Raw genomic sequence first — 19,897 nt, 5'->3', positions numbered from 1 at the left:
TGTGCCCGGTGCGCGCTCTGGTTGACTGATCCGCATGACTGACCTGAACAGCAAGCCCGAGTTCGACGCCCCCGAGGGCCCCGCCCCCACCGAGCTCGTCATCACCGACATCGTCGAGGGTTCCGGCGAGGAAGCGTCCGCCGGCTCGACCGTCAAGGTCCACTACGCCGGCGTCGAGTACGAGACCGGCGAGGAGTTCGACAGCTCCTGGAACCGCGGCGAGCCCATCGACTTCCCGCTCGCGGCCCTGGTGCGCGGCTGGCAGGAGGGCATCCCCGGCATGAAGGTCGGCGGTCGCCGCAAGCTCGTCGTCCCGCCGGAGCTCGCCTACGGCCCCGCCGGTGGTGGCCACTTCCTGTCCGGCAAGACCCTCATCTTCGTGATCGACCTGCTCGGGGTCCGCTGATGCAGGTCGGTGCCCCGACGATCGAGCTGAACGACGGCCACCGGTTCCCGGAGCTCGGCCTCGGCACCTACGGCCTGAACGGCGACGAGGGCGCGGCGGCGGTCGGCACCGCGATCGCGAGCGGCTACCGGCTGCTCGACACGGCGCTGAACTACGGCAACGAGGACGCCGTCGGCAAGGCCGTCCGCGAATCCGAGGTGGCGCGCGAGGACCTCGTCGTCACGTCGAAGCTCCCCGGCCGGCACCACGGCTACGACGAGGCGCACCGCTCGATCGACGAGACCCTCGGCAACCTGGGGCTCGACCACGTCGACCTGTACCTGATCCACTGGCCGAACCCGTCGGTGGACAAGTTCGTCGACACCTGGAAGGCGTTCGTCGACCTCCGCGACAGCGGCAAGGTCCGCTCGATCGGCGTCTCGAACTTCACGCCGGAGCACCTCCGCCGCATCGTCGACGCCACCGGGGTCGCCCCGGCCGTCAACCAGGTGGAGCTGCACCCGTACTTCCCCCAGGCGGAACTGCGGAAGGTGCACCAGGAGCTCGGCATCGTGACCGAGAGCTGGAGCCCGCTCGCGAAGCGGTCGGAACTGCTCACCGAGCAGCCGATCGTCGACGCCGCCGCGGCGCACGGTGTGGCACCCGGCCAGGTCGTGCTGCGCTGGCACGTCCAGCTCGGTGCCGTGCCGGTGCCGAAGTCGGGCGACGCCGCCCGCCAGAAGGAGAACCTCGACGTCTTCGGCTTCGAGCTGACCGACGACGAGGTGCAGGCGATCTCCGCGCTCGAGCGCGGTCGTCTGTGGGACGGCGACCCGGACACGCACGAAGAGATGTGACTCCGACGCGACCCTTCGGGGACAGCGGGGCTCCCGGTGGGCAGTACACTGGTTCCCCCTCTTCCCGAAGGGTTGCGTGTGTCCGAACCGACCGAGATCGACCGTGAACGCGGCTACGTCGACGGCCTCTTCCGTCGTCTCGACGAGCTGACCGCCGAGGCCGAACAGCGCCTCGCCGAGACCCGCCGACAGGCGGTCGGCGGGAACCACCAGAGCCGCAGCGAGCGCGACGCGTACGCGCGGCTCTACGAGGACACCGTCGCGACGCTCGAGCGGGTGGGGGACCGTCTGGTCTTCGGCCGGCTCGAGGTCGCCGAGCCCGACAACCCCGACGACACCTTCCGCTACATCGGCCGCGTGGGGCTCCGCGACGCCGAGCACCGGCCGCTGCTGCTCGACTGGCGCGTCCCCGGTGCGAGCGCCTTCTACCAGGCCACCGCGGCGCACCCGATGGGCATGCGCTCCCGCCGGCACCTGTCCCTGCAGGGCCGTCGCGTGGTCGGCGTCGAGGACGAGGTGTTCGACGCCTCGCTCTACGACGACGAGCGCACCCACCTGCAGGGCGAGGGGGCGCTGCTCGCCGCGGTGACCGCCGAACGCACCGGCCGGATGACCGACATCGTCGCGACGATCCAGGGTGAGCAGGACCGCATCATCCGCTCCCCGCTCGAGGGCGTGCTCATCGTGCAGGGCGGCCCCGGCACCGGCAAGACCGCCGTGGCGCTGCACCGGGCCGCCTACCTGCTGTACTCGTACCGCGAACGGCTGCGGGGCTCCGGCGTGCTCATGGTCGGCCCGTCCCCGGCGTTCCTGACGTACATCGAGCAGGTGCTCCCGTCGCTCGGCGAGACCGGTGTCGTGATGGCGTCGCTCGGCTCGCTCTACCCGGGCGTGCACGCGACGACGCACGACACCCGCGACGTCGCTGCCGTGAAGGGCGCCGCGCAGATGGCGTCCCTGCTGCGCCGGGCCGTGCGCTCGCGCCAGGTCGTGCCGACCGAGTCGGTCACGCTCGACATCGAGGGCGAGCGGCTCGTCGTGCCGCCGCAGCTCGTCGCCGACGCCATGAAGCGCGCGCAGGACCGCGGCAAGCCGCACAACGCCGCCCGCGTCACGTTCAACAAGACCGCCCTCGACGCGATGACCCGCCTGCTCGCCGAGCAGCTGCGGGAGCGCGGCACCACGGTGGACGAGGCCGACGAGAAGGTCCTGCGCGAGGACATCCGGAGTTCGTACGACGCCCGTGTGCTGCTCAACACCGCGTGGCTGCCCCTGCCACCGGAGAAGTTCCTCGAGGACCTCTACGCCCGGCCGAACTGGCTCGCGTCGCTCACCCCCGACTGGACCCCGGAGCGCCGCGCCCTGCTGCAGCGCGCCCGCGGCACGGCCTGGACCGTCGAGGACGTCCCCCTGCTCGACGAGGCCGCCGAACTGCTCGGCCCGTTCGACCCGACCGGCGGCGCCGCCAAGCGCGCGGCGAAGGCCAGCCGGAACCGTGACATCGAGAACGCCCGCCAGGCCATCGAGAACATGGGCGTCGAGGGCATCGTCAGCGCCGAGCAGGTCGCCGGCTCGTTCGCCGAGGGCGGCGACCCCCGCTCCACCGCCGAGCGCGCCGCCGACGACCGCGAGTGGACCTACGGGCACATCGTCGTCGACGAAGCGCAGGAGCTCTCGCCGATGCAGTGGCGCGTGCTCGCCCGCCGCAACCCGCTGCGCTCCTTCACGATCGTCGGCGACATGGCGCAGGGTTCCTCGCCCGGTGCCGCACGCACCTGGGACGACGTCATCGGGGCGCTCGCGCGTCGCCGACGCGGCCGTGCGCCGCAGGTGCCGCTCGACCACCGCATCGAGCAGCTCACGGTGAACTACCGCACCCCGCGCTCCATCGTCGAGGCCGCCGGGGCCTTCGCGGACAGCGCCGGCCTCACGGTCACCCGCAACGAGGCCGTTCGAGACGGTGACCCCGTCGAGCGCGTCCGCGTCGCCCGGGCCGACCTGCTCGACACCGTCGTGGCCGTTGCCGACGCCGAGCGTGCCCGGATCGGATCCGGCACCATCGGCGTCATCGTGCCCGAGGCCCAGGTCGACACGGTCCGGCAGCGGCTCGCCCGCACCGAGGCGGACGTCCGGGGCCTCGCCTCGCCGAACGCCGGCTCGCTCACGGTGCTGACGGGTGCGGACGCCAAGGGTCTGGAGTTCGACGGCGTGCTGCTCGTCGACCCGGACGGCGTGGGTGCCGACGCCGCCCGTGCCGCCGCCGCGGTGTACGTCGCGATGACGCGTCCGACCCGTCGCCTGACGGTCATCGACGTCGACTGACGGTCGTGCGCGTGTCCCCGCGCACTTCGTGAGCAGGAACGGTCGGGTCCGTCGGTCCCACGCGACCGTTCCTGCGCACGATCGGTGGGCGGTGGCGTCCCCGCGGGGCGGACGGGAGGCCCGGTGCGGGTCCGCCACGGGCCTCCCGGCTCAGGTCGGGTCGCCTTCGGACCGCACCCGCGCGACCAGGTCGGCCCACGGGCCGTCGAGGCGGCGACCCGGGATCGTCACGGTGGTGCGCTCGACGGTGATCGTCCAGCTGAAGTCGTCGGGGACGGGCTCGGCCGTCGGTGCCGGGGTACGCCGCAGCGCGTCGACGACGTCGGACCACGCCGTGGGGTCGCTGCTCGTGTCGGTGTCGACCCGCCAGCGCCGTGTGGTGCCGGCGAAGCCCCCGGAGCGGCGGACCTCGATGCGCATGCCCGCGACGCTACGCCCGGGTGGCCTGCTCAGTCGAGCACGCCCACCTGCTGCCAGGCCTGACGGACCGCGGTCTGCTCGGCGGAACCGTCCCCGAACCGCCGCCCGGCCGCGTCGACGCTGACGGTGGCGAAGCCCGCGAAGTCGATCGAGGCGGTCACCTCGGGCGACGTCAGAGCGTCCCACCAGACGGCACCGGCGCCCAGCCACGCGGGGCCGCCGATGGCCGTGGCCGCCAGGAAGAACGCGTGGTTCGGGATGCCGGAGTTCGTGTGGACCCCGCCGGCGTCGTCCGTGGTGACGACGAAGCCGGCCATGGTCGCCGGCTGCGGGTCCTTCCCGAGCACCGGGTCGTCGTACGCGGTGCCGGGGGCCCGCATCGACCGGAGCGCGTCGCCCTGCACGGCGTCGGTGAACAGCCCCTCGCCGATGAGCCAGCTCGCCTGCTCCGCCGTCTGCCCCGCCGCGTACTGGGCGACCAGGGAGCCGAAGACGTCGCTGATCGACTCGTTGAGGGCGCCCGACTGGCCCTGGTAGGTCAGGTCGGCGGTGTACTGCGTGACGCCGTGCGCCAGCTCGTGGCCGATGACGTCGAGCGCGACGGTGAAGCGGCGGAACACCTCGTCGTCGCCGTCGCCGAACACCATCCGGCGGCCGTCCCAGTAGGCGTTGTCGTAGTCCTGGCCGTAGTGCACGGTCGCGTCGAGGGGGAGCCCGGCACCGTCGATCGACACCCGGTCGAACACCTCGAGCCAGAAGGCGTGCGTGGCGCCGAGGCCCGCGTACGCCTCGTCGACCGCGGCGTCACCGGAGTCGGCGTCACCCTCGCGCCGGACGACGGTGCCGGGCAGCGTCGTGGTGCCGTGCGCGTCGGTGATCGTCCGCTGCGGCGAGCGGTCGACGGCGCCGCTGACGCCGCGCGGTGCGACCAGGTGCTCGTGCTTCGGCGCCTGCACGGCGTCGAGCGAGGCCAGTGCGGTGCGTGCCGCCGAGGCCGCCCGGGGGAACGCGTCGGCACCGGCGACGGCGCGGAGCAGGTAGGGCGGGACGACGGAGCGGATGCGGTCGGTCGCGGTCATGCGCACATGCAACCACCGGGCACCGACACGGCCCTGCGCGGGCTGTCGGGCGGCGGTCAGTCGCGCTTGCGGTGCTCGACGAGGGCCAGCGCGTACGACTCCCACCACTGGCCGGCTGCGGGGCCACCGTTGCAGGTGCCGTCGCTGAGCCCCGGCGTCTTCACCCAGAGCAGGGCGTCGAGTCGGGTGCTGCCGCCGGTGACGTGCGGCTCCTGGCCGAGGCCGGCACCCTCGGGGTTGCACCAGGTGCCCCGCCACCCCTGCCCGTTGCGCGAGACGTCGATGACGAAGTGCGGGTCGCCGCCGATCGCGTCGGCGAGCTCGTCGGCGTACGCGCGCTCCTGGTCGACGCGGTAGAAGTTCGACACGTTCGTGAAGAAGCCCTGCACCTCGTCGACGCCGGCCTGCCGCAGCCAGTCCGCCATGGTCGCGGTCGGCACGCGGTTCTCGTTGCCGCCGTCCAGGTACACGGTGAGCCCGTGGCCGGTCAGCGCGTCGACGGCCTTCCGCAGCAGGGGCAGGCGTTCGTCGCGCAGCCGCTCGCAGTTCTGGATCTGGGCGATCGAGTCGGGTTCGACGAGCACGACGGCGTGCGAACCGGCCATCGCACGGACGGCGGACCGGACCCACGGCAGGTAGGCGTCGTCCTCGGTGCCGCCCTTCGAGTAGCTGCCGCAGTCACGGTCCGGGATGTTGTAGAGGACGAACACGGGGGTGCCCCCACGTTCCTCCGCCGTGCTGACCACCGACCGGATCGTCGAGCGGGTCTCGGCCCGCGAGGTGTTCGTCAGCCAGGTCGCGATCGGCTGGTCGGCGATCACCGCGATCTGCTCGGCGGTCTCGGCGTCGCCCTCGGCCCGGGCCTGGCGCTCGCGGAGGCCGGCCTGGTTCACGGCGGTCGGCTGGCGCGCGAGCCCGCCCGGGAACGCCTCGGCCGCGGACTTCCGCTCGGCGACGCTGCGGCCGCTCGGGGTACGGTCGCCGTCCGGCTGGCCGCCGTTCCACGGGCCGACGACCACGAGGGTCGTGACGACCGCGGCGACGACGACGGCCGCAGCGGCGATCCACCCCCACTGCCGCAGGCCGCCGGTGCGGTTGCGGCGTGGGGTGCTGGGTGCCTCGTGCTCCGGCATGCTGCGGTGCTCCTGATCTGACCGTGCGGTGTCGGTGGTGCGGGCACCGATCGCGCCCGGACCCATGCTGACAGGTGCGGGGGAGTCCTGACCAGCGCCGATCCGCGATCGCCCAGGTGTCGCACCGACGGCTGACAGGAGCGCTCCAGCGACCGCGCAGGACCGTGCAGCACACTGTGCGGATGTTCCGTCGACTCCTCCTCCTCGCCCTGACCGCGGGCTACGCCTGGGTGATCTGGCGGATGACGCTGACCCCGCAGGTCTTCACCTCGGCCCAGAACTCCCTCGTGCTGCACGCGATCGCCTGGGTGCAGCAGCTGCCGCACGGTGCCTGGTTCACGTACGAGCGCACCGAGTTCCTCGCCAACATCGCGATGTTCGTGCCCGTGGGGATGCTCGCGGCGCTGTGGTTGCCCCGGCGCTGGTGGATCCTCGGCGCGCTCGTCGCGGTCGCCCTGTCCACGGGCATCGAGTTCGCGCAGGCCACCTACCTGCCGTACCGCGTGGCGGACCCGCGCGACGTGCTGTCGAACGGCCTCGGCGGACTGCTCGGCGCGACGCTGGTCGGACTCGTCCGCAGCCTGCTGCCGGAGCGTCGTCGCCGACGCCGTCTGCACCCCAGGACCGCCTAGGACTCTGGTAGTCTTGTGCGGTTGCCGTCGAACGGCCGCGGACAAAGAGCGCTCGTGCATCAGGCACGGGCACCGCGCAACGGACAGGAAGGGGATCACCATGGCACTTGACGCACAGGTCAAGCAGGAGATCATCGAAGAGTACGCGACCCACCCGGGCGACACCGGATCCCCCGAGGTCCAGGTCGCCGTTCTGACGCGTCGTATCAACGACCTGAACGAGCACCTCAAGGAGCACAAGCACGACCACCACTCGCGTCGTGGCCTGCTCCTCATGGTCGGTCAGCGTCGCCGTCTCCTCGGCTACCTCTCCGACGTCGACATCGCCCGCTACCGCACGCTCATCGAGCGCCTCGGCCTGCGTCGCTAGTCGACCGACACACGCTTGACCGAACGCCCCGGACCTCTTCGAGAGGACCGGGGCGTTCTTCGTTCCGCGGGGCGTTCGGCGCTCGGCGGGGCCCCGCCCCGACCGCGCTCCGTCCTCGGTCGGTCGCGAGGTCGGTCACGACACGTCGCCCGCGCTCGTGCGGCGGTCACGACTCGTCGGCCACAACGGTCCCAGTCGACACTTCGTGACCGCTCCGCAGTCACCGCGCGGGGAGTCGTGACCGATCGGCACGCTGTTCGATGGCGGGAATGGTTGCGAGGGGAGCCCGGTTGGATGCTATGTTCATGCAAACGCATCGAAAGTCGGGAAGCATCATGACCACCATCGCCGTCGTCTCCGCCGGACTCTCCGAGCCCAGCTCCACCCGCCTGCTCGCCGACCGTCTGGGCGAGGCCGCCGTCGCGTCGCTCGTCGCCGAGGGCACCCCGGCACACGTCGTGCACGTCGAACTCCGGCCGCTCGCGCACGAGATCACCGACGCGATGCTCACCGGCTTCGCGGCCCCGGCGCTCTCCGCAGCGATGGCCGCCGTGGTCGAGGCCGACGCCGTCGTGTTCGTCACGCCGATCTTCACCGCGGGCGTCAGCGGACTCGCGAAGTCGTTCCTGGACGTGCTCGACAAGGACTCGATGGCCGACATGCCCGTCCTGCTCGGTGCCACCGGCGGGACCTCGCGGCACTCCCTCGCGATCGACCACGCCCTCCGGCCGGTCTTCGCGTACCTGCGCGCGGCGATCGTGCCCACGGGGGTCTTCGCCGCGACCGACGACTGGGGGACCGACGGTGACGCGGCCGCCCTGGACGGTCGCATCCGCCGGGCCGGAGCCGACCTGGCCTGGGCGATCCGGGCCTCCAGGCGGGCCCCGCAGGAAGCCGATGCGCTCCCCGCGACCCCGGACTTCGCGAGCCTGCTCGGCGGCCTCGGTCACTGACCGCCGGCCGGCCCCTGGCTCAGTACCAGTGCGGGTTGACGCTCATCTCGTGGCCCCACGCCCCGCAGGGTGATCCGTAGGCGCTCTTGATGTACGCGAGCCCCCAGTCGATCTGCGTGTTCGCGTTGGTGCGCCAGTCTGCTCCGGCGACCGCCATCTTCTCGGCCGGCAGCGACTGCGGGATGCCGTAGGCGCCGCTCGAGGCGTTCAGGGCGTTCGCCCGCCACCCGGACTCCTGCGTCCAGAGCGACACCAGGCACGAGAACTGGTCGGAGCCCCACCCGTACGATCCGAGCGCGCTCCGTGCGTAGGCCTGCGCGGCCGCGGGGTCCACGGCGACGCCCCCGGTGCTCGGGTAGGACGAGCCGGTGCCGCCGCTGGTCGCGCCGCCGCTGGAAGCGCTGCTGCTGGCGTTCGCCGCGTTCGCGTTCGCCTCCGCCTCGGCCGCCGCCGCTGCGGCCCGCTTGCGCTGCTGCTCCGCCTTCTGCGCGGCGACCCGCTGGCCGAGCTCGTACCCGGCCTCCTGCTTCGCGGTGCTGTCCTTGAGCGACGCGAGCTGCGCGTACAGCTCGTCGCTGTGCTGCTCCGTCGACTCGACGGCGGCGTCCGCCGCCTGTTCCGCCGACTTCGCCGCGGCCGAGCGTTCCTCGGCCGCCTGCGCGCGCGTCGCGCGTTCCGTCTCGGCTCGCTCGGCCTGCTCGTGCAGCGACGACGCCGTGCCGGCCGCGACGGACGCCTCGTCCATGACACCGGACCAGGTTTCCGACAGCTGGTCGAGCGCGCCGAGCTGGTAGAGCAGCTGGTCCGGGTTCTTCGCGGTCGCGATGCGGGTGGTCATCTGGTTCGTGCTGCCGTCGCGGTACAGGTTCGCGGCCAGTTGGCCGGCCCGCTGCTGGGCCCGGTCCGCCGTCTCGCTCGCGTGCTGCGCCTGGGCCTGGAGGCTCGTGGCGGCCTGGGTGGCCGACGCCAGCTCCGACTCGGCCGCGTCCGCCTTCGACGAGGCCACCAGGGCGGCCTGCGACTTCGCGGCGGCTTCGTCCTGCGCCGACTGCAGCGCCGCCTGCACCTTCTGCACCTCGGCGCGCTTGGCGGTCTCGTTGCCCTTGGCGCGCTGGACGTCCTGCCAGGTGGGGTACTCGGTGGCGTTCGCGGGGGCAGCGGTCAGGGCTGGGGCGACGAGCGCGCCGACGACCACGGCGGCCGCGACGAGCACGCCCCGCGAGGGGGTGAGGCGCATGTCGGCAGGCTACCGATGTTCACCAGGAGTCCAGCGAGCCGCGCCGCCGACAGCCTGAGGACTGGTAAAGTCCATCGTGTCCGAGGACTCATTCCCCGGACGTCACACACAACACTGCGCAGGCCGGGCACGGAGCTGGTCATCGGTGGTGGCTCGCGGGCCGGAACGGTTTCCCGAGTGCTTCTACTGCTGGCCAGACATGCGTCCGGAACGATCGGCGCGCACGCACCATCGAGTGCCGTCGCCACGGCCTGCCGGAAACACATCAAGGAGGCGCCCTTTTGGAGGGTCCCGAGATCAAGTTCGCCGAAGCCGTCATCGACAACGGCAAGTACGGCAAGCGCACCGTCCGGTTCGAGACCGGTCGGCTCGCACAGCAGGCCCAGGGCGCGGTCGCCGCGTACCTGGACGAGGAAACGATGCTCCTCTCGGCCACCAGCGCCGGCAAGCACCCGCGTGAGGGCTTCGACTTCTTCCCGCTGACCGTCGACGTCGAGGAGCGTTCCTACGCCGCCGGCAAGATCCCCGGTTCGTTCTTCCGTCGCGAAGGCCGTCCGTCGACCGAGGCCATCCTCGTCTGCCGTCTGATCGACCGGCCGCTGCGTCCGTCGTTCGTCGACGGCCTCCGCAACGAGGTGCAGATCGTCATCACCGTCCTGAGCATCGCTCCGGACGAGTTCTACGACGCGCTGGCGATCAACGCCGCGTCCGCGTCGACGCAGATCTCCGGTCTGCCGTTCTCCGGCCCGATCGCCGGTGTGCGCCTCGCGCTCATCGGCGACCAGTGGGTCGCGTTCCCGAAGGCCTCGCAGCTCGCCGACGCCGTGTTCGACCTGACCGTCGCCGGTCGTGTCGTCACGGACGAAGCCGGCAACGAGGACGTCGCGATCATGATGGTCGAGGCGGAAGCCACCGAGCACGCCTGGGACCTCATCCAGGGCGGCGCCACCAAGCCCGACGAGGCCATCGTCGCGCAGGGCCTCGAGGCGGCGAAGCCGTTCCTCAAGTCCCTCGTCGACGCGCAGGCCAAGCTCGCCGCGCAGTCGGCCAAGGAGATCCAGGACTTCCCGGTCTTCCCGCCGTACGCGCCCGAGGTCTACTCCGCCGTCGAGGCACTCGCGCTCTCCGAGCTCGGTGACGTCTACAAGATCGCCGCCAAGACCGAGCGTCAGGACGCCGACGACGCGCTCAAGTCGCGCGTCAAGGCCGCCATCGCCGAGCAGGTCACCGCGGGCTCGCTGCCCGAGGTCGCCAACTCGCAGGTCGGCGCCGCGTACAAGTCGGTCACGAAGAAGGTCGTCCGCGGCCGCATCCTGACCGAGCAGATCCGCATGGACGGCCGCGGCCTCGCCGACATCCGTCCGCTCGACGCCGAGGTCGCCGTGATCCCGCGCGTCCACGGTTCGGCGATCTTCCAGCGCGGCGAGACGCAGATCCTCGGCGTCACCACGCTGAACATGCTCAAGATGGAGCAGCAGATCGACTCGCTGTCGCCCGTCACGAAGAAGCGCTACCTGCACCACTACAACTTCCCGCCCTACTCGACCGGTGAGACCGGCCGCGTGGGTTCGCCGAAGCGTCGCGAGATCGGGCACGGCTTCCTCGCCGAGCGCGCCCTCGTGCCGGTGCTGCCGTCGCGTGACGAGTTCCCCTACGCCATCCGTCAGGTCTCCGAGGCGCTCAGCTCCAACGGCTCGACCTCGATGGGTTCCGTCTGCGCCTCGACCCTCTCGCTGCTCAACGCCGGTGTGCCCCTCAAGGCCCCGGTTGCCGGCATCGCGATGGGCCTGGTCTCCGACACCGTCGACGGCCAGACCCGCTACGCGGCCCTGACCGACATCCTCGGTGCGGAAGACGCCCTCGGCGACATGGACTTCAAGGTCGCCGGTACCTCGGAGTTCGTCACCGCGATCCAGCTCGACACCAAGCTCGACGGCATCCCGTCGACGGTGCTCGACGCGGCGCTCAAGCAGGCCAAGGAGGCCCGCTCGGCCATCCTCGGTGTGCTGAACGAGGCCATCGACGCCCCCGACGAGATGGCGGACACCGCTCCTCGCGTCATCTCGGTGCAGATCCCCGTCGACAAGATCGGCGAGCTGATCGGCCCGAAGGGCAAGACGATCAACGGGATCCAGGACACCACCGGTGCCGACATCTCGATCGAGGACAACGGCACCGTCTACATCGGCGCCGTCGACGGTCCGTCGGCCGAGGCCGCTCGTGCCCAGGTCAACGCGATCGCGAACCCGACCAACCCGGAGATCGGGGACCAGTTCCTCGGCACCGTCGTGAAGATCGCCACCTTCGGCGCCTTCGTGTCGCTGCTCCCGGGCCGTGACGGTCTGCTCCACGTCTCCGAGGTCCGCAAGCTCGCCGGTGGCAAGCGTGTGGAGAACGTCGAAGACGTGCTCGGCGTCGGCCAGAAGGTCCTCGTCGAGGTCACCAAGGTGGACGACCGCGGCAAGCTGTCGCTCGCGCCGGTCGTGGCCGACGAGACCGAGGGTGACTCCACCTCGGCCGAGACGGTCCGCGCCCACGCCGAGGACCCGGCCGAGGGCTGATCCTCTCCGCGTCCTGACGCACGAACGGCCGCCGTCCCTTCCGGGGCGGCGGCCGTTCGCCGTTGCGGGGCGTGTGTGCGTTTTGGCCGCGCGTGCTTTCGCGGCCAGCGACACCTCACGGGCACGGCGCCGCGTGAACGGTCGCTGTGCGCGAACGATCGCGGCACCGTGCCACGCGTGCCCGTCAGGCCGCGGGGGTCTCCTGCGTGCCCATGAGCTGGGCGCGCCCGAGCAGGTGCCCGCGGAGCATGAAGCCCACCACCGCGGGGGTCGCGTCGGCGGGGACCTCGAGCACGGGGACGTCGAGGGCGCTCAGCGTGAAGAAGTAGCGGTGCACACCGTGGCCCGCGGGCGGAGCAGCCCCGAGGAACGTGTCCGTGCCGAACTCGTTGCGGCGGCGGAGTGCCTCGGCGGGCAGCAGGGCGTCGTCGGTGCCGGCACCTGCGGGGAGCGAGGTCGCCGAGCCCGGGATGTCCGTCAGGCTCCAGTGCCAGAAGCCCGAGCCGGTCGGGGCATCGGGGTCGTAGACGGTCAGGACGAAGCTCTTCGTGCCCTCGGGCGCGTCCGACCACTCGAGTGCGGGGGAGCGGTCCTCACCGCCGACGTCGGAGCCGCGTGCCGAGGTGGGCAGCTCGCCTCCGTCGGTGAAGTCGGGGCTCGTCAGGGTGAAGGACGGGACGTCGGGCAGGTTCCAGTTGGGGTCGTTGGCCATGCCCCCAGCCAACACCCGCCGGCTCGGGCTGCGCTCGGTGCGCGCGCGGGGCTGTGGGAGTTCGCACGTGACGGCCTGGAGGCGCGGTGCGGCGCCGCCACGGGCCTCCCGTCCGCCCGCGGTCGCCTCGGCCGCCCCGCGGAAGCGACGGATGTGCGTCGCGCGGGTGCGTCCGTGCCGCGAAGGCGACAGGATGCCGCGAACGGTTCGCGGTGATCTGCCGCTTTCGCGACAGTGACAGTGACAGCCGACAGCCGACGGTGACAGCGCTGGCGGAGAGCCTGGCGTCAGCCCGCGAGCACCCGGTCGACCACGCGGTTGAGCGCGGCGGTGGCGGCGATCGCGTCACCGGCGTACGCGCCGGCCATCGCACCGTCGCGCGCGAGCATGAGCTCGTCGGCACCGTCGCCGGGCAGGGGGTGTCCGGCCTCCTGCAGCAGCGTCGCGAGTCGCTCGGTGTACCAGTCGCGGTGCACGGCGACGACCTGGCGGACCGGGTCGCGCGGGTCGTGGTACTCGGCGGCGGCGTGCAGGAACGCACAGCCGCGGAATGCCGGGTCGTTGACGTCGTCGGCCAGCGCGGCGACCCACGCGCGGACGGCCCGCTCGGGGGAGCCGGCGTCGGCGATGAGCTGCTCCATCCGCTCCTGCACGCGCTCGTGCTGGGTGCGGATGTAAGCCAGGATCAGGTTGTCCTTCGACCCGTAGTGCTTGTAGAACGTCGCCTTCGTGACGCTCGCCTCGGAGATGAGACGGTCGACGCCGACGCTGTGGATGCCCTCTTCGTAGAAGAGTCGCGTGGCGGTCTCGAGGACACGGACCTTCGCGCCGCCGGAGCGGGGAGTCGGGGGGACGCTCGACCCGTCCGGCGACGCGAGGTTCGTGCTCGGGCCGGGGAGACGCTGGACGGCCGGTTGGGGGGAATCGACCGTCACAGCGTGTACTCCTCGGACTCATCGGCTCCGCGACCGGAGTGGGGGGACTCGGTGGTCGCGCAGGACTGATGTCCCGAGCCGCCGGATCGGAACTTAGGGGGGCTTTCGATCCGGCGTGGCCAACAGTAGCACAAGGAGGACAGACAGACGAGTCGGTCTGTCCACATTTTCTGTACCCCACTTCGAGTGGCACGCGACCGAGACCGGGAAACTGGGCGGGAGGCATCGACGGATCACTAGGCTCGTCTGCGATGAACCAGCCAGTGCCACTGCCGCTCGGGGCCCCGGACACGTCGTTCCTGACGTCCGGCGGGGCCTTCGTCCGTCGCACCGTGCTGCCCTCGGGCGTCCGTGTGCTGACCGAGGCGGTGCCGGGTGCCGCGTCAACGAGCATCGGGTTCTGGGTCGGCGTCGGTTCGCGTGACGAGCGCGACGGGCAGTTCGGGTCGACGCACTTCCTCGAACACCTGCTCTTCAAGGGCACCGAGACCCGGTCGGCGCTCGACATCGCCATCGCGTTCGACTCGGTCGGCGGTGAGCACAACGCTGCGACCGCCAAGGAGTACACCTGCTACTACGCACGGGTCCGGGACACCGACGTCCCGATGGCCGTGAACGTCATCGGTGACATGGTCACCGGCTCGGTGCTCGAACCGGACGCCTTCGCCGTCGAGCGCGGGGTCATCCTCGAAGAACTCGCGATGGCCGCCGACGATCCGGCCGACCTCGCGGGCGAGGCGTTCTTCGCCGCGGCCTTCGGTGGACACCCCCTTGGCCGTCCGATCGGCGGCACCCCGGACAGCATCCGTGCGGTCCAGCGCGACGAGGTGCTGGCCCACTACCGCGAGCACTACGCGCCGAACGGCATCGTCGTCACCGCCGCCGGTGCCGTCGACCACGACCGGTTCTGCGAGCTCGTCGCCGGCGTCTTCCACGACGCCCCGGACGCCGAGCCGCTGCCGCGCCGCACGCCCGAGACCGTGGCCGACCCGGTCGAGGCGAAGCTGACGGTGGTGCACCGCCCGACCGAGCAGGTCAGCATGCTCCGCGGCTCGCAGGGCCTCGACCTGCGCGACGACCGCCGTCCCTCGCTCAGCGTCCTGAACGCCGTGCTCGGTGGCGGCATGAGTTCGCGTCTCTTCCAGGAGGTCCGTGAGCGCCGCGGTCTGGCCTACGCGGTGTCGTCGTTCGCCCCGGCCTACCTGGACAACGGTGCGTTCGGTGTCTACGCGGGCTGTGCGCCGGACAACGTCGCCGGTGTCATCGACATCGTCGACGCCGAGTTCCGCCGGATGGTCGACCACGGCATCACCGACGACGAGCTCCGACGTGCCAAGGGCCAGATCGAGGGCGCGCTGACGCTCTCGCTCGAGGACTCCGACGCCCGCATGACCCGCCTCGGCCGCTCCGAGCTCGGCACCGGCGAGTACACCGACCTGTCGACGGCGCTCGAGCGTGTCGACGGCGTCACGACCGACGGCGTGCTCGAACTCGCACGCGACCTGCTCACCCGCCCGACGATCACCTCGGTCGTCGGTGCCGTGCAGCAGGACGAACTCGCCGCGGCCATCGGGATCGGCAGCTGAGCACGGACATGTCGCACTACCTGTACCTCGTCCGGCACGGCGAACACCAGGACGCCGAACACGGCCTGCGGGACGGCAAGCTCTCCGAACGCGGCAAGCGTCAGGCGACCCTGATCGCGGACCGTCTCGGTGGCGTGCCGTTCGACGGCGTGTACCACTCGCCACTCGAGGCCCCGAGCGAGACCGCCGCGTTCCTGTCGCAGCGCCTGCCGTCGATCCAGCCCGAGCCCTCCACTTTGCTGTTCGACTGCATCCCCTCGGGCCCGACCCCGGACATGCCGCACGCCTACCAGGGCTGGTACGGCGGCATCACCGAAGAGGAGATCGTCGCCGGGCAGGCTCAGATGGGCGACGCCGTGTCGGAGTGGTTCACCCCCGCGCGCGAGGACCGGCACGACCTGCTGATCACCCACAACGCCGTGATCGGCTGGTTCGTGCGCGAGGCGTTCCAGGCCCCCGAGTGGCGCTGGATGGGCACGAACGTCGCCCACACCGCGCTCACGATCATCCGGATCCGTTCGGCGAAGCCCGCCGAGGTCGTCACGCTGAACGACCTGGCCCACCTGCCGGTGGAACTGCGCACGGGTCTGCCCGTCGACCAGCCCGTCTAGCGGCTGCCCGTCCGGTCCGCGGCGGCGCGGCCGGGAGGCCCGTGGCGGCTCAGGCGATCGGCTTGCGGTACCAGGCGGTCGCGTTCGGGTTGTCGTTGAACGGCTCGACCCGCTGGTACCCGCGGCCGCGGTACATCGCGCCGGCCGCCACGAGCGAGTCGTTCGTGTCGAGGACGATGCTCGTCGCGCCGAGGTCCGCCCCGGCCCGCTCGAGCAGGTCCATCACCGCCGTCGCCACGCCCGTGCCGCGCCCGGTCGGCGCCACGAAGACGTGCTTGACCTCGAACCGGACGTCGACGGCGCCGGTCGGGTCGACCCCGTCCGCGATCCGACGGATGCCGCCGCAGCCGACCGCGACGTCGTCGTCGTACGCCACCGCGAACACCCCGTTCGGCGGCGTGAACTCGGCCGCGGGGGTGCGCTTCCGCGAGTACGTGCCCTGCGTGCTCGGGAACGTCGCCTCGCGCTCGTCCAGGTACGCGTCGAGCAGCGCGTCGACCTCGGGCAGATCGGCCGGCACGGTCCTGACCTCGACTGACATGCGTCGATCCTAGGATGGACCGCATGGTCACTCCCGTCGCCGTCGTCGGCGCCACCGGTCGTCTCGGGGGCCTCGTGGCGTCCGTCGTCGAGGAACTCCCGGAGTTCGAGCTCGTCGCCCGCCTGTCGTCGAAGGACGGCGCGCACGAGGCGCCGCCGTCGGTCTTCGGCGGCGCGGCCCTGGTGGTCGACGTGACGGTGCCGTCGCTCAGCCCGGCGATCGTGGAGAACGCGCTCTCGAGCGGCGCGAACGTGCTCGTCGGCACCTCCGGCTGGTCGCTCGACCGGCTCGCGAAGCTCCGAACCGGGCTGCGGGAACGCCCGGACCAGGGGGTGCTCGTGGTCCCGAACTTCTCGATCGGCTCCGTGCTCGGCACCCACCTGGCGACGATCGCGGCACCGTGGTTCCCCGCCGCCGAGATCGTCGAGACCCACCACGCCGGCAAGATCGACTCGCCCTCGGGCACCGCGGTGCGCACCGCCGAGCTGATGGCCGACGCCCGGCGCGAGGTCGGTCCCGTGGACGCCCCGCACGTCGACCAGCGCGCCCGCGGCCAGCAGGTCGCCAGCGTGCCCATCCACTCGCTCCGGCTCCCCGGGGTGAAGGCCGTGCAGGACGTCGTGCTGAGCGGACCCGGCGAGACGCTGACGATCCGGCACGACACCAACGACGACGTCGCCTACGTCGCGGGCATCCGTGCGGCGCTGGCGAACGTGGTGTCGGCGCGCGGCCTCACCGTGGGCCTCGGCAGCGTCCTCGGCATCGGCTGACCGCCGTGGGTCGGATGGAGCGGGCCGGGCGCACGATCCGCTCGCCGTTCTGGGGTGCAGCGCTGATGGCGGTGCTGCTCGCCCTGTACATCGTGCTCGTCGGGCAGCGCGCCGTCGCCTTCATCGCGACCGGGATCCCGATCGGCATCGGCATCGGCGTCGCGCTGTTCGTCGTCGCCGCGATCGGGGCGCTCCTGCTCGTGCTGGAGTTCCGCTTCGGCATCCGCATCACCCGGCTCGGCGCGCGGCTCGAGGCCGAGGGCGGCACCCCGGACGACGTCGTCCCGGTGCGGCCGTCGGGCCGGCCGATCCGCGACGCCGCCGACGAGCTGTTCCCGCGGTACCGCGACGCGGTCGAGCAGGACCCGGCCGACTGGCGTGCCTGGTACCGGCTCGGTGTGGTCTACGACGCCGCCGGTGACCGCAAGCGCGCGCGTTCGGCGATGCGCACCGCCCTGGCGCGCGCCGCCGACCGCTGACCCCGGGGCCGGAGGCGGATCAGAAGACGGCGTCGATCGCGTCCGCCGCCTGCGTGTACCGGAACGTGTAGCCGGACTCGAGCAGCTTCGTGGGCACCATCCGCTGGCTCGACAGGAGCATGTCGTCGGCGGCGTCCCGCAGCGCCAGGCGCAGGGCGAACTCGGGGATCCGGAAGAGGTACGGGCGGTGCAGGACCTCGGCGACGTGCTTCGTGATGCGGTCGGCCACGACGGGCTCGGGGCCCGCCAGGTTCACCGGACCGGACACGTCCGGTGCCGCGGTCGCCAGGTGCACGATCGCGCCGACCTCGTCCTCGAGTGCGATCCAGGGCCAGTGCTGGCCACCGGTGCCGAGCCGGCTGCCGACGCCGAGCTTCGTCAGCGGGACGAGCGGCGCGAGCGCACCGCCGCCCTTGCCGATGACGATGCCGGTGCGGAGCGTGACGACCCGGACCCCGGCGGGAGCGGCGTTCGCGGAGGCTTCCCACGCGGTGCAGACGTCGGCGAGGAAGCCCGTGCCCGCGGCGGCGTCGTCCTGCAGCACGTCGGCCGGGCGGTCGCCGTACACGCCCGAGGCCGAGCCCGACAGGAACAGCGCCGGGGGAGTGGCGGCGTGCCGCATCGCCTCGACCAGGGTGTCGGTGGCGTCGATGCGCGAGCTGCGGATCTCCTTGCGGTACGCGTCCGTCCACGGCAGCTTGCCGATGTTCGCGCCGGCCAGGTTGATCACCACGTCGGCACCGTCGAGGATCGCCGGGTCGAGCGGACGCCGCCCCGGTGCCCAGCGGAACTCGGTCGCGGTGCGTGCTTCGCGGCGGACGAGCGTGGTGACGTGGTGCCCCGCCTCGCGCAGGGCGCGGACGAGGGGCGTCCCGATGAACCCGGACGAGCCGGCCACCAGGATCGAGAGCGGTTGTTCCGTCGTGTCGGGCATGCCCGCAACGCTACTCACACCGACGTAGGATTCTGCGTGTGACCGACAGCGAGACCGTACAGCCCGACGCCTCCGTCCCGACACCCTACGAAGACCTGCTCCGCCGGGTCCTGACGGAGGGCTCGCCGAAGGGTGACCGCACCGGCACCGGCACCCGCAGCCTGTTCGGTGCACAGCTCCGCTACGACCTGTCGAAGGGCTTCCCCCTCGTCAGCACGAAGCGCGTGCACTTCAAGTCGGTCGCGTACGAGCTCCTCTGGTTCCTCCGTGGCGAGGGCAACGCCACCTGGCTGCAGGAGCACGGTGTCCGGATCTGGAACGAGTGGGCGGACGCCGACGGCGACCTCGGCCCGGTGTACGGCGTGCAGTGGCGCTCGTGGCCGACCCCCTCGGGCGAGCACGTCGACCAGATCGCCCAGGTCATCGAGCAGATCAAGACCAACCCGGACAGCCGCCGGCTCATCGTCTCGGCGTGGAACGTCGCCGACGTGCCGGACATGGCGCTCGCCCCGTGCCACGCCTTCTTCCAGTTCTTCGTCAACGACGGCAAGCTCTCGTGCCAGCTCTACCAGCGGAGCGCCGACATGTTCCTCGGCGTCCCGTTCAACATCGCCTCGTACGCGCTGCTGACCCACATGATCGCGGCGCAGACCGGGCTCGAGGTCGGCGACTTCGTCTGGACCGGCGGCGACTGCCACATCTACGACAACCACGTCGAACAGGTCGAGGAGCAGCTGTCCCGCACGGCGTACCCGATGCCGACGCTCGAACTCGCACCGCGCGACTCGATCGACGACTACGAGTACGAGGACTTCACCGTCGTCGGCTACGAGCACCACCCGGCGATCAAGGCCGCGGTCGCCGTCTGATGATCGGCATGGTCTGGGCCCGATCGACCACCGGTGTCATCGGTGCCGACGGCGGCATGCCCTGGCACGTGCCCGAAGACCTGGCGCACTTCAAGCAGGTCACCGGCGACGCGACCGTGCTGATGGGCCGGCGCACCTGGGAGTCCCTGCCCGAGCGCTTCCGGCCGCTGCCCGGTCGGCGCAACGTCGTGCTCACCCGGGACACGTCGTGGACGGCCGACGGCGCCGAGGTCGTGCACGACCTGCAGGCCGAACTCGAGCGTGCCGAGGGCGCCGACGCGACCGTGTGGGTCATCGGCGGCGGTCAGGTCTACGCCGCCGCACTCGACGCGGCCGACCACGTCTCCGAGACGCTGATCGACGTCGACGTGCCCGGTGACACCGTCGCACCCACGCTCGACGAGGGGGCCGGCTGGATGCTCACCGACGAGGGCCCCTGGCAGGAGTCCCGGAACGACGGCACCCGCTACCGGTTCCTGGAGTGGCAGCGCCGCGCCTGAGCGCCCGCACG

The 19,897-nt window shown here is 71.9% G+C and carries 21 protein-coding genes; 13 read left to right on the top strand and 8 right to left on the bottom strand.

All coding sequences use genetic code 11. From position 1 onward, the window contains the following. Positions 1-34 precede the first annotated feature (34 nt). The 3 genes from DEJ02_RS11665 to DEJ02_RS11655 all read left to right on the top strand — a co-directional run bounded on the left by DEJ02_RS11665 (position 35) and on the right by DEJ02_RS11655 (position 3,564). Complete coding sequence (locus DEJ02_RS11665; RefSeq protein WP_173035534.1) at positions 35-406, top strand: FKBP-type peptidyl-prolyl cis-trans isomerase; 372 nt, start codon at positions 35-37, stop codon at positions 404-406. Further along, positions 406-1,242, top strand: coding sequence for an aldo/keto reductase (locus DEJ02_RS11660; RefSeq protein ID WP_027464743.1), 837 nt, complete (start codon positions 406-408; stop codon positions 1,240-1,242). Before DEJ02_RS11665 ends, DEJ02_RS11660 begins: the two co-directional genes overlap by 1 nt. A gap of 78 nt (positions 1,243-1,320) precedes the next feature. Next, positions 1,321-3,564 carry an ATP-binding domain-containing protein gene (locus tag DEJ02_RS11655; RefSeq protein WP_241660464.1) on the top strand — a complete coding sequence of 748 codons (2,244 nt, stop codon included), beginning with the start codon at positions 1,321-1,323 and terminating at the stop codon, positions 3,562-3,564. A 150-nt stretch (positions 3,565-3,714) separates the two neighbouring features. Here the strand turns inward: DEJ02_RS11655 and DEJ02_RS11650 are convergent, their stop codons facing one another. Genes DEJ02_RS11650 through DEJ02_RS11640 form a run of 3 tightly spaced genes read right to left on the bottom strand, consistent with a single transcriptional unit; the run spans position 3,715 to position 6,196 of the window. Beyond that, positions 3,715-3,984, bottom strand: a complete 270-nt coding sequence (locus DEJ02_RS11650; protein WP_111033192.1) for a protealysin inhibitor emfourin — start codon at positions 3,982-3,984, stop codon at positions 3,715-3,717. Between the two features lie 29 nt (positions 3,985-4,013). Beyond that, entirely contained in the window at positions 4,014-5,063 is a 1,050-nt protein-coding gene (locus tag DEJ02_RS11645; protein WP_111033191.1) for a M4 family metallopeptidase, read from the bottom strand. Between the two features lie 56 nt (positions 5,064-5,119). Beyond that, positions 5,120-6,196, bottom strand: coding sequence for a glycoside hydrolase family 6 protein (locus tag DEJ02_RS11640; protein WP_128781326.1), 1,077 nt, complete (start codon positions 6,194-6,196; stop codon positions 5,120-5,122). A 182-nt stretch (positions 6,197-6,378) separates the two neighbouring features. Here DEJ02_RS11640 and DEJ02_RS11635 point away from each other — a divergent pair, with 182 nt between their 5' ends. The 3 genes from DEJ02_RS11635 to DEJ02_RS11625 all read left to right on the top strand — a co-directional run bounded on the left by DEJ02_RS11635 (position 6,379) and on the right by DEJ02_RS11625 (position 8,151). Continuing rightward, entirely contained in the window at positions 6,379-6,828 is a 450-nt protein-coding gene (locus tag DEJ02_RS11635) for a VanZ family protein (RefSeq protein ID WP_084741173.1), read from the top strand. Between the two features lie 100 nt (positions 6,829-6,928). Then, positions 6,929-7,198: a 30S ribosomal protein S15 gene (gene rpsO / locus DEJ02_RS11630; RefSeq protein ID WP_017885935.1), complete on the top strand. Its 270-nt coding sequence runs from the start codon at positions 6,929-6,931 to the stop codon at positions 7,196-7,198. Between the two features lie 335 nt (positions 7,199-7,533). Beyond that, positions 7,534-8,151, top strand: a complete 618-nt coding sequence (locus DEJ02_RS11625; protein WP_071245007.1) for a CE1759 family FMN reductase — start codon at positions 7,534-7,536, stop codon at positions 8,149-8,151. A gap of 19 nt (positions 8,152-8,170) precedes the next feature. Here the strand turns inward: DEJ02_RS11625 and DEJ02_RS11620 are convergent, their stop codons facing one another. Continuing rightward, positions 8,171-9,388, bottom strand: coding sequence for a hypothetical protein (locus DEJ02_RS11620; protein WP_111033189.1), 1,218 nt, complete (start codon positions 9,386-9,388; stop codon positions 8,171-8,173). Positions 9,389-9,669: 281 nt separating this feature from the next. On the opposite strand from DEJ02_RS11620, the gene DEJ02_RS11615 reads away from it, so the two are divergent. Beyond that, positions 9,670-11,949, top strand: a complete 2,280-nt coding sequence (locus DEJ02_RS11615) for a polyribonucleotide nucleotidyltransferase (RefSeq protein ID WP_110864729.1) — start codon at positions 9,670-9,672, stop codon at positions 11,947-11,949. 184 nt (positions 11,950-12,133) lie between these two features. On the opposite strand, the gene DEJ02_RS11610 is transcribed toward DEJ02_RS11615, so the two are convergent. After that, positions 12,134-12,661, bottom strand: a complete 528-nt coding sequence (locus DEJ02_RS11610) for a YbhB/YbcL family Raf kinase inhibitor-like protein (protein WP_111033188.1) — start codon at positions 12,659-12,661, stop codon at positions 12,134-12,136. Positions 12,662-12,948: 287 nt separating this feature from the next. Next, positions 12,949-13,596, bottom strand: a complete 648-nt coding sequence (locus tag DEJ02_RS11605) for a TetR/AcrR family transcriptional regulator (protein ID WP_110891918.1) — start codon at positions 13,594-13,596, stop codon at positions 12,949-12,951. A gap of 251 nt (positions 13,597-13,847) precedes the next feature. Between DEJ02_RS11605 and DEJ02_RS11600 the strand changes: the two genes are divergently transcribed. Continuing rightward, the gene (locus DEJ02_RS11600; RefSeq protein WP_111033187.1) at positions 13,848-15,182 is read left to right on the top strand and encodes a pitrilysin family protein; all 1,335 of its coding nucleotides are present in this window, start codon (positions 13,848-13,850) and stop codon (positions 15,180-15,182) included. 8 nt (positions 15,183-15,190) lie between these two features. Next, complete coding sequence (locus DEJ02_RS11595; protein ID WP_027464756.1) at positions 15,191-15,793, top strand: histidine phosphatase family protein; 603 nt, start codon at positions 15,191-15,193, stop codon at positions 15,791-15,793. A gap of 49 nt (positions 15,794-15,842) precedes the next feature. Here DEJ02_RS11595 and DEJ02_RS11590 read toward each other — a convergent pair whose 3' ends face one another. After that, complete coding sequence (locus DEJ02_RS11590) at positions 15,843-16,334, bottom strand: GNAT family N-acetyltransferase (protein ID WP_111033186.1); 492 nt, start codon at positions 16,332-16,334, stop codon at positions 15,843-15,845. A 23-nt stretch (positions 16,335-16,357) separates the two neighbouring features. Between DEJ02_RS11590 and DEJ02_RS11585 the strand changes: the two genes are divergently transcribed. Then, the gene (locus DEJ02_RS11585) at positions 16,358-17,104 is read left to right on the top strand and encodes a 4-hydroxy-tetrahydrodipicolinate reductase (protein ID WP_228513608.1); all 747 of its coding nucleotides are present in this window, start codon (positions 16,358-16,360) and stop codon (positions 17,102-17,104) included. Positions 17,105-17,118: 14 nt separating this feature from the next. Next, positions 17,119-17,583, top strand: a complete 465-nt coding sequence (locus DEJ02_RS11580) for a tetratricopeptide repeat protein (RefSeq protein ID WP_017885925.1) — start codon at positions 17,119-17,121, stop codon at positions 17,581-17,583. Positions 17,584-17,602: 19 nt separating this feature from the next. On the opposite strand, the gene DEJ02_RS11575 is transcribed toward DEJ02_RS11580, so the two are convergent. Beyond that, positions 17,603-18,517: a TIGR01777 family oxidoreductase gene (locus DEJ02_RS11575; RefSeq protein ID WP_111033184.1), complete on the bottom strand. Its 915-nt coding sequence runs from the start codon at positions 18,515-18,517 to the stop codon at positions 17,603-17,605. A gap of 38 nt (positions 18,518-18,555) precedes the next feature. Between DEJ02_RS11575 and DEJ02_RS11570 the strand changes: the two genes are divergently transcribed. Next, positions 18,556-19,386, top strand: coding sequence for a thymidylate synthase (locus DEJ02_RS11570; RefSeq protein WP_111033183.1), 831 nt, complete (start codon positions 18,556-18,558; stop codon positions 19,384-19,386). After that, complete coding sequence (locus tag DEJ02_RS11565) at positions 19,386-19,886, top strand: dihydrofolate reductase (RefSeq protein WP_111033182.1); 501 nt, start codon at positions 19,386-19,388, stop codon at positions 19,884-19,886. Before DEJ02_RS11570 ends, DEJ02_RS11565 begins: the two co-directional genes overlap by 1 nt. Positions 19,887-19,897: the final 11 nt, after the last annotated feature.

The organism is Curtobacterium sp. MCLR17_042, from assembly GCF_003234695.1.
GTDB lineage: Bacteria > Actinomycetota > Actinomycetes > Actinomycetales > Microbacteriaceae > Curtobacterium > Curtobacterium flaccumfaciens.
Note: the sequence above shows the minus strand (reverse complement) of the source record. Positions and strands in the feature narration are given on the sequence as shown.

Excerpts from the sequence above, each read along its gene's own strand:
- DEJ02_RS11625 (WP_071245007.1), top strand. The coding sequence starts at position 7,534 with ATGACCACCATCGCCGTCGTCTCCGCCGGACTCTCCGAGCCCAGCTCC.
- DEJ02_RS11640 (WP_128781326.1), bottom strand. The coding sequence starts at position 6,196 with ATGCCGGAGCACGAGGCACCCAGCACCCCACGCCGCAACCGCACCGGC.
- DEJ02_RS11660 (WP_027464743.1), top strand. The coding sequence starts at position 406 with ATGCAGGTCGGTGCCCCGACGATCGAGCTGAACGACGGCCACCGGTTC.
- DEJ02_RS11645 (WP_111033191.1), bottom strand. The coding sequence starts at position 5,063 with ATGACCGCGACCGACCGCATCCGCTCCGTCGTCCCGCCCTACCTGCTC.
- DEJ02_RS11610 (WP_111033188.1), bottom strand. The coding sequence starts at position 12,661 with ATGGCCAACGACCCCAACTGGAACCTGCCCGACGTCCCGTCCTTCACC.
- DEJ02_RS11580 (WP_017885925.1), top strand. The coding sequence starts at position 17,119 with ATGGAGCGGGCCGGGCGCACGATCCGCTCGCCGTTCTGGGGTGCAGCG.
- DEJ02_RS11590 (WP_111033186.1), bottom strand. The coding sequence starts at position 16,334 with ATGTCAGTCGAGGTCAGGACCGTGCCGGCCGATCTGCCCGAGGTCGAC.
- DEJ02_RS11565 (WP_111033182.1), top strand. The coding sequence starts at position 19,386 with ATGATCGGCATGGTCTGGGCCCGATCGACCACCGGTGTCATCGGTGCC.
- DEJ02_RS11650 (WP_111033192.1), bottom strand. The coding sequence starts at position 3,984 with ATGCGCATCGAGGTCCGCCGCTCCGGGGGCTTCGCCGGCACCACACGG.
- DEJ02_RS11600 (WP_111033187.1), top strand. The coding sequence starts at position 13,848 with ATGAACCAGCCAGTGCCACTGCCGCTCGGGGCCCCGGACACGTCGTTC.
- DEJ02_RS11585 (WP_228513608.1), top strand. The coding sequence starts at position 16,358 with ATGGTCACTCCCGTCGCCGTCGTCGGCGCCACCGGTCGTCTCGGGGGC.
- DEJ02_RS11665 (WP_173035534.1), top strand. The coding sequence starts at position 35 with ATGACTGACCTGAACAGCAAGCCCGAGTTCGACGCCCCCGAGGGCCCC.
- DEJ02_RS11595 (WP_027464756.1), top strand. The coding sequence starts at position 15,191 with ATGTCGCACTACCTGTACCTCGTCCGGCACGGCGAACACCAGGACGCC.
- DEJ02_RS11575 (WP_111033184.1), bottom strand. The coding sequence starts at position 18,517 with ATGCCCGACACGACGGAACAACCGCTCTCGATCCTGGTGGCCGGCTCG.
- rpsO (WP_017885935.1), top strand. The coding sequence starts at position 6,929 with ATGGCACTTGACGCACAGGTCAAGCAGGAGATCATCGAAGAGTACGCG.
- DEJ02_RS11620 (WP_111033189.1), bottom strand. The coding sequence starts at position 9,388 with ATGCGCCTCACCCCCTCGCGGGGCGTGCTCGTCGCGGCCGCCGTGGTC.
- DEJ02_RS11635 (WP_084741173.1), top strand. The coding sequence starts at position 6,379 with ATGTTCCGTCGACTCCTCCTCCTCGCCCTGACCGCGGGCTACGCCTGG.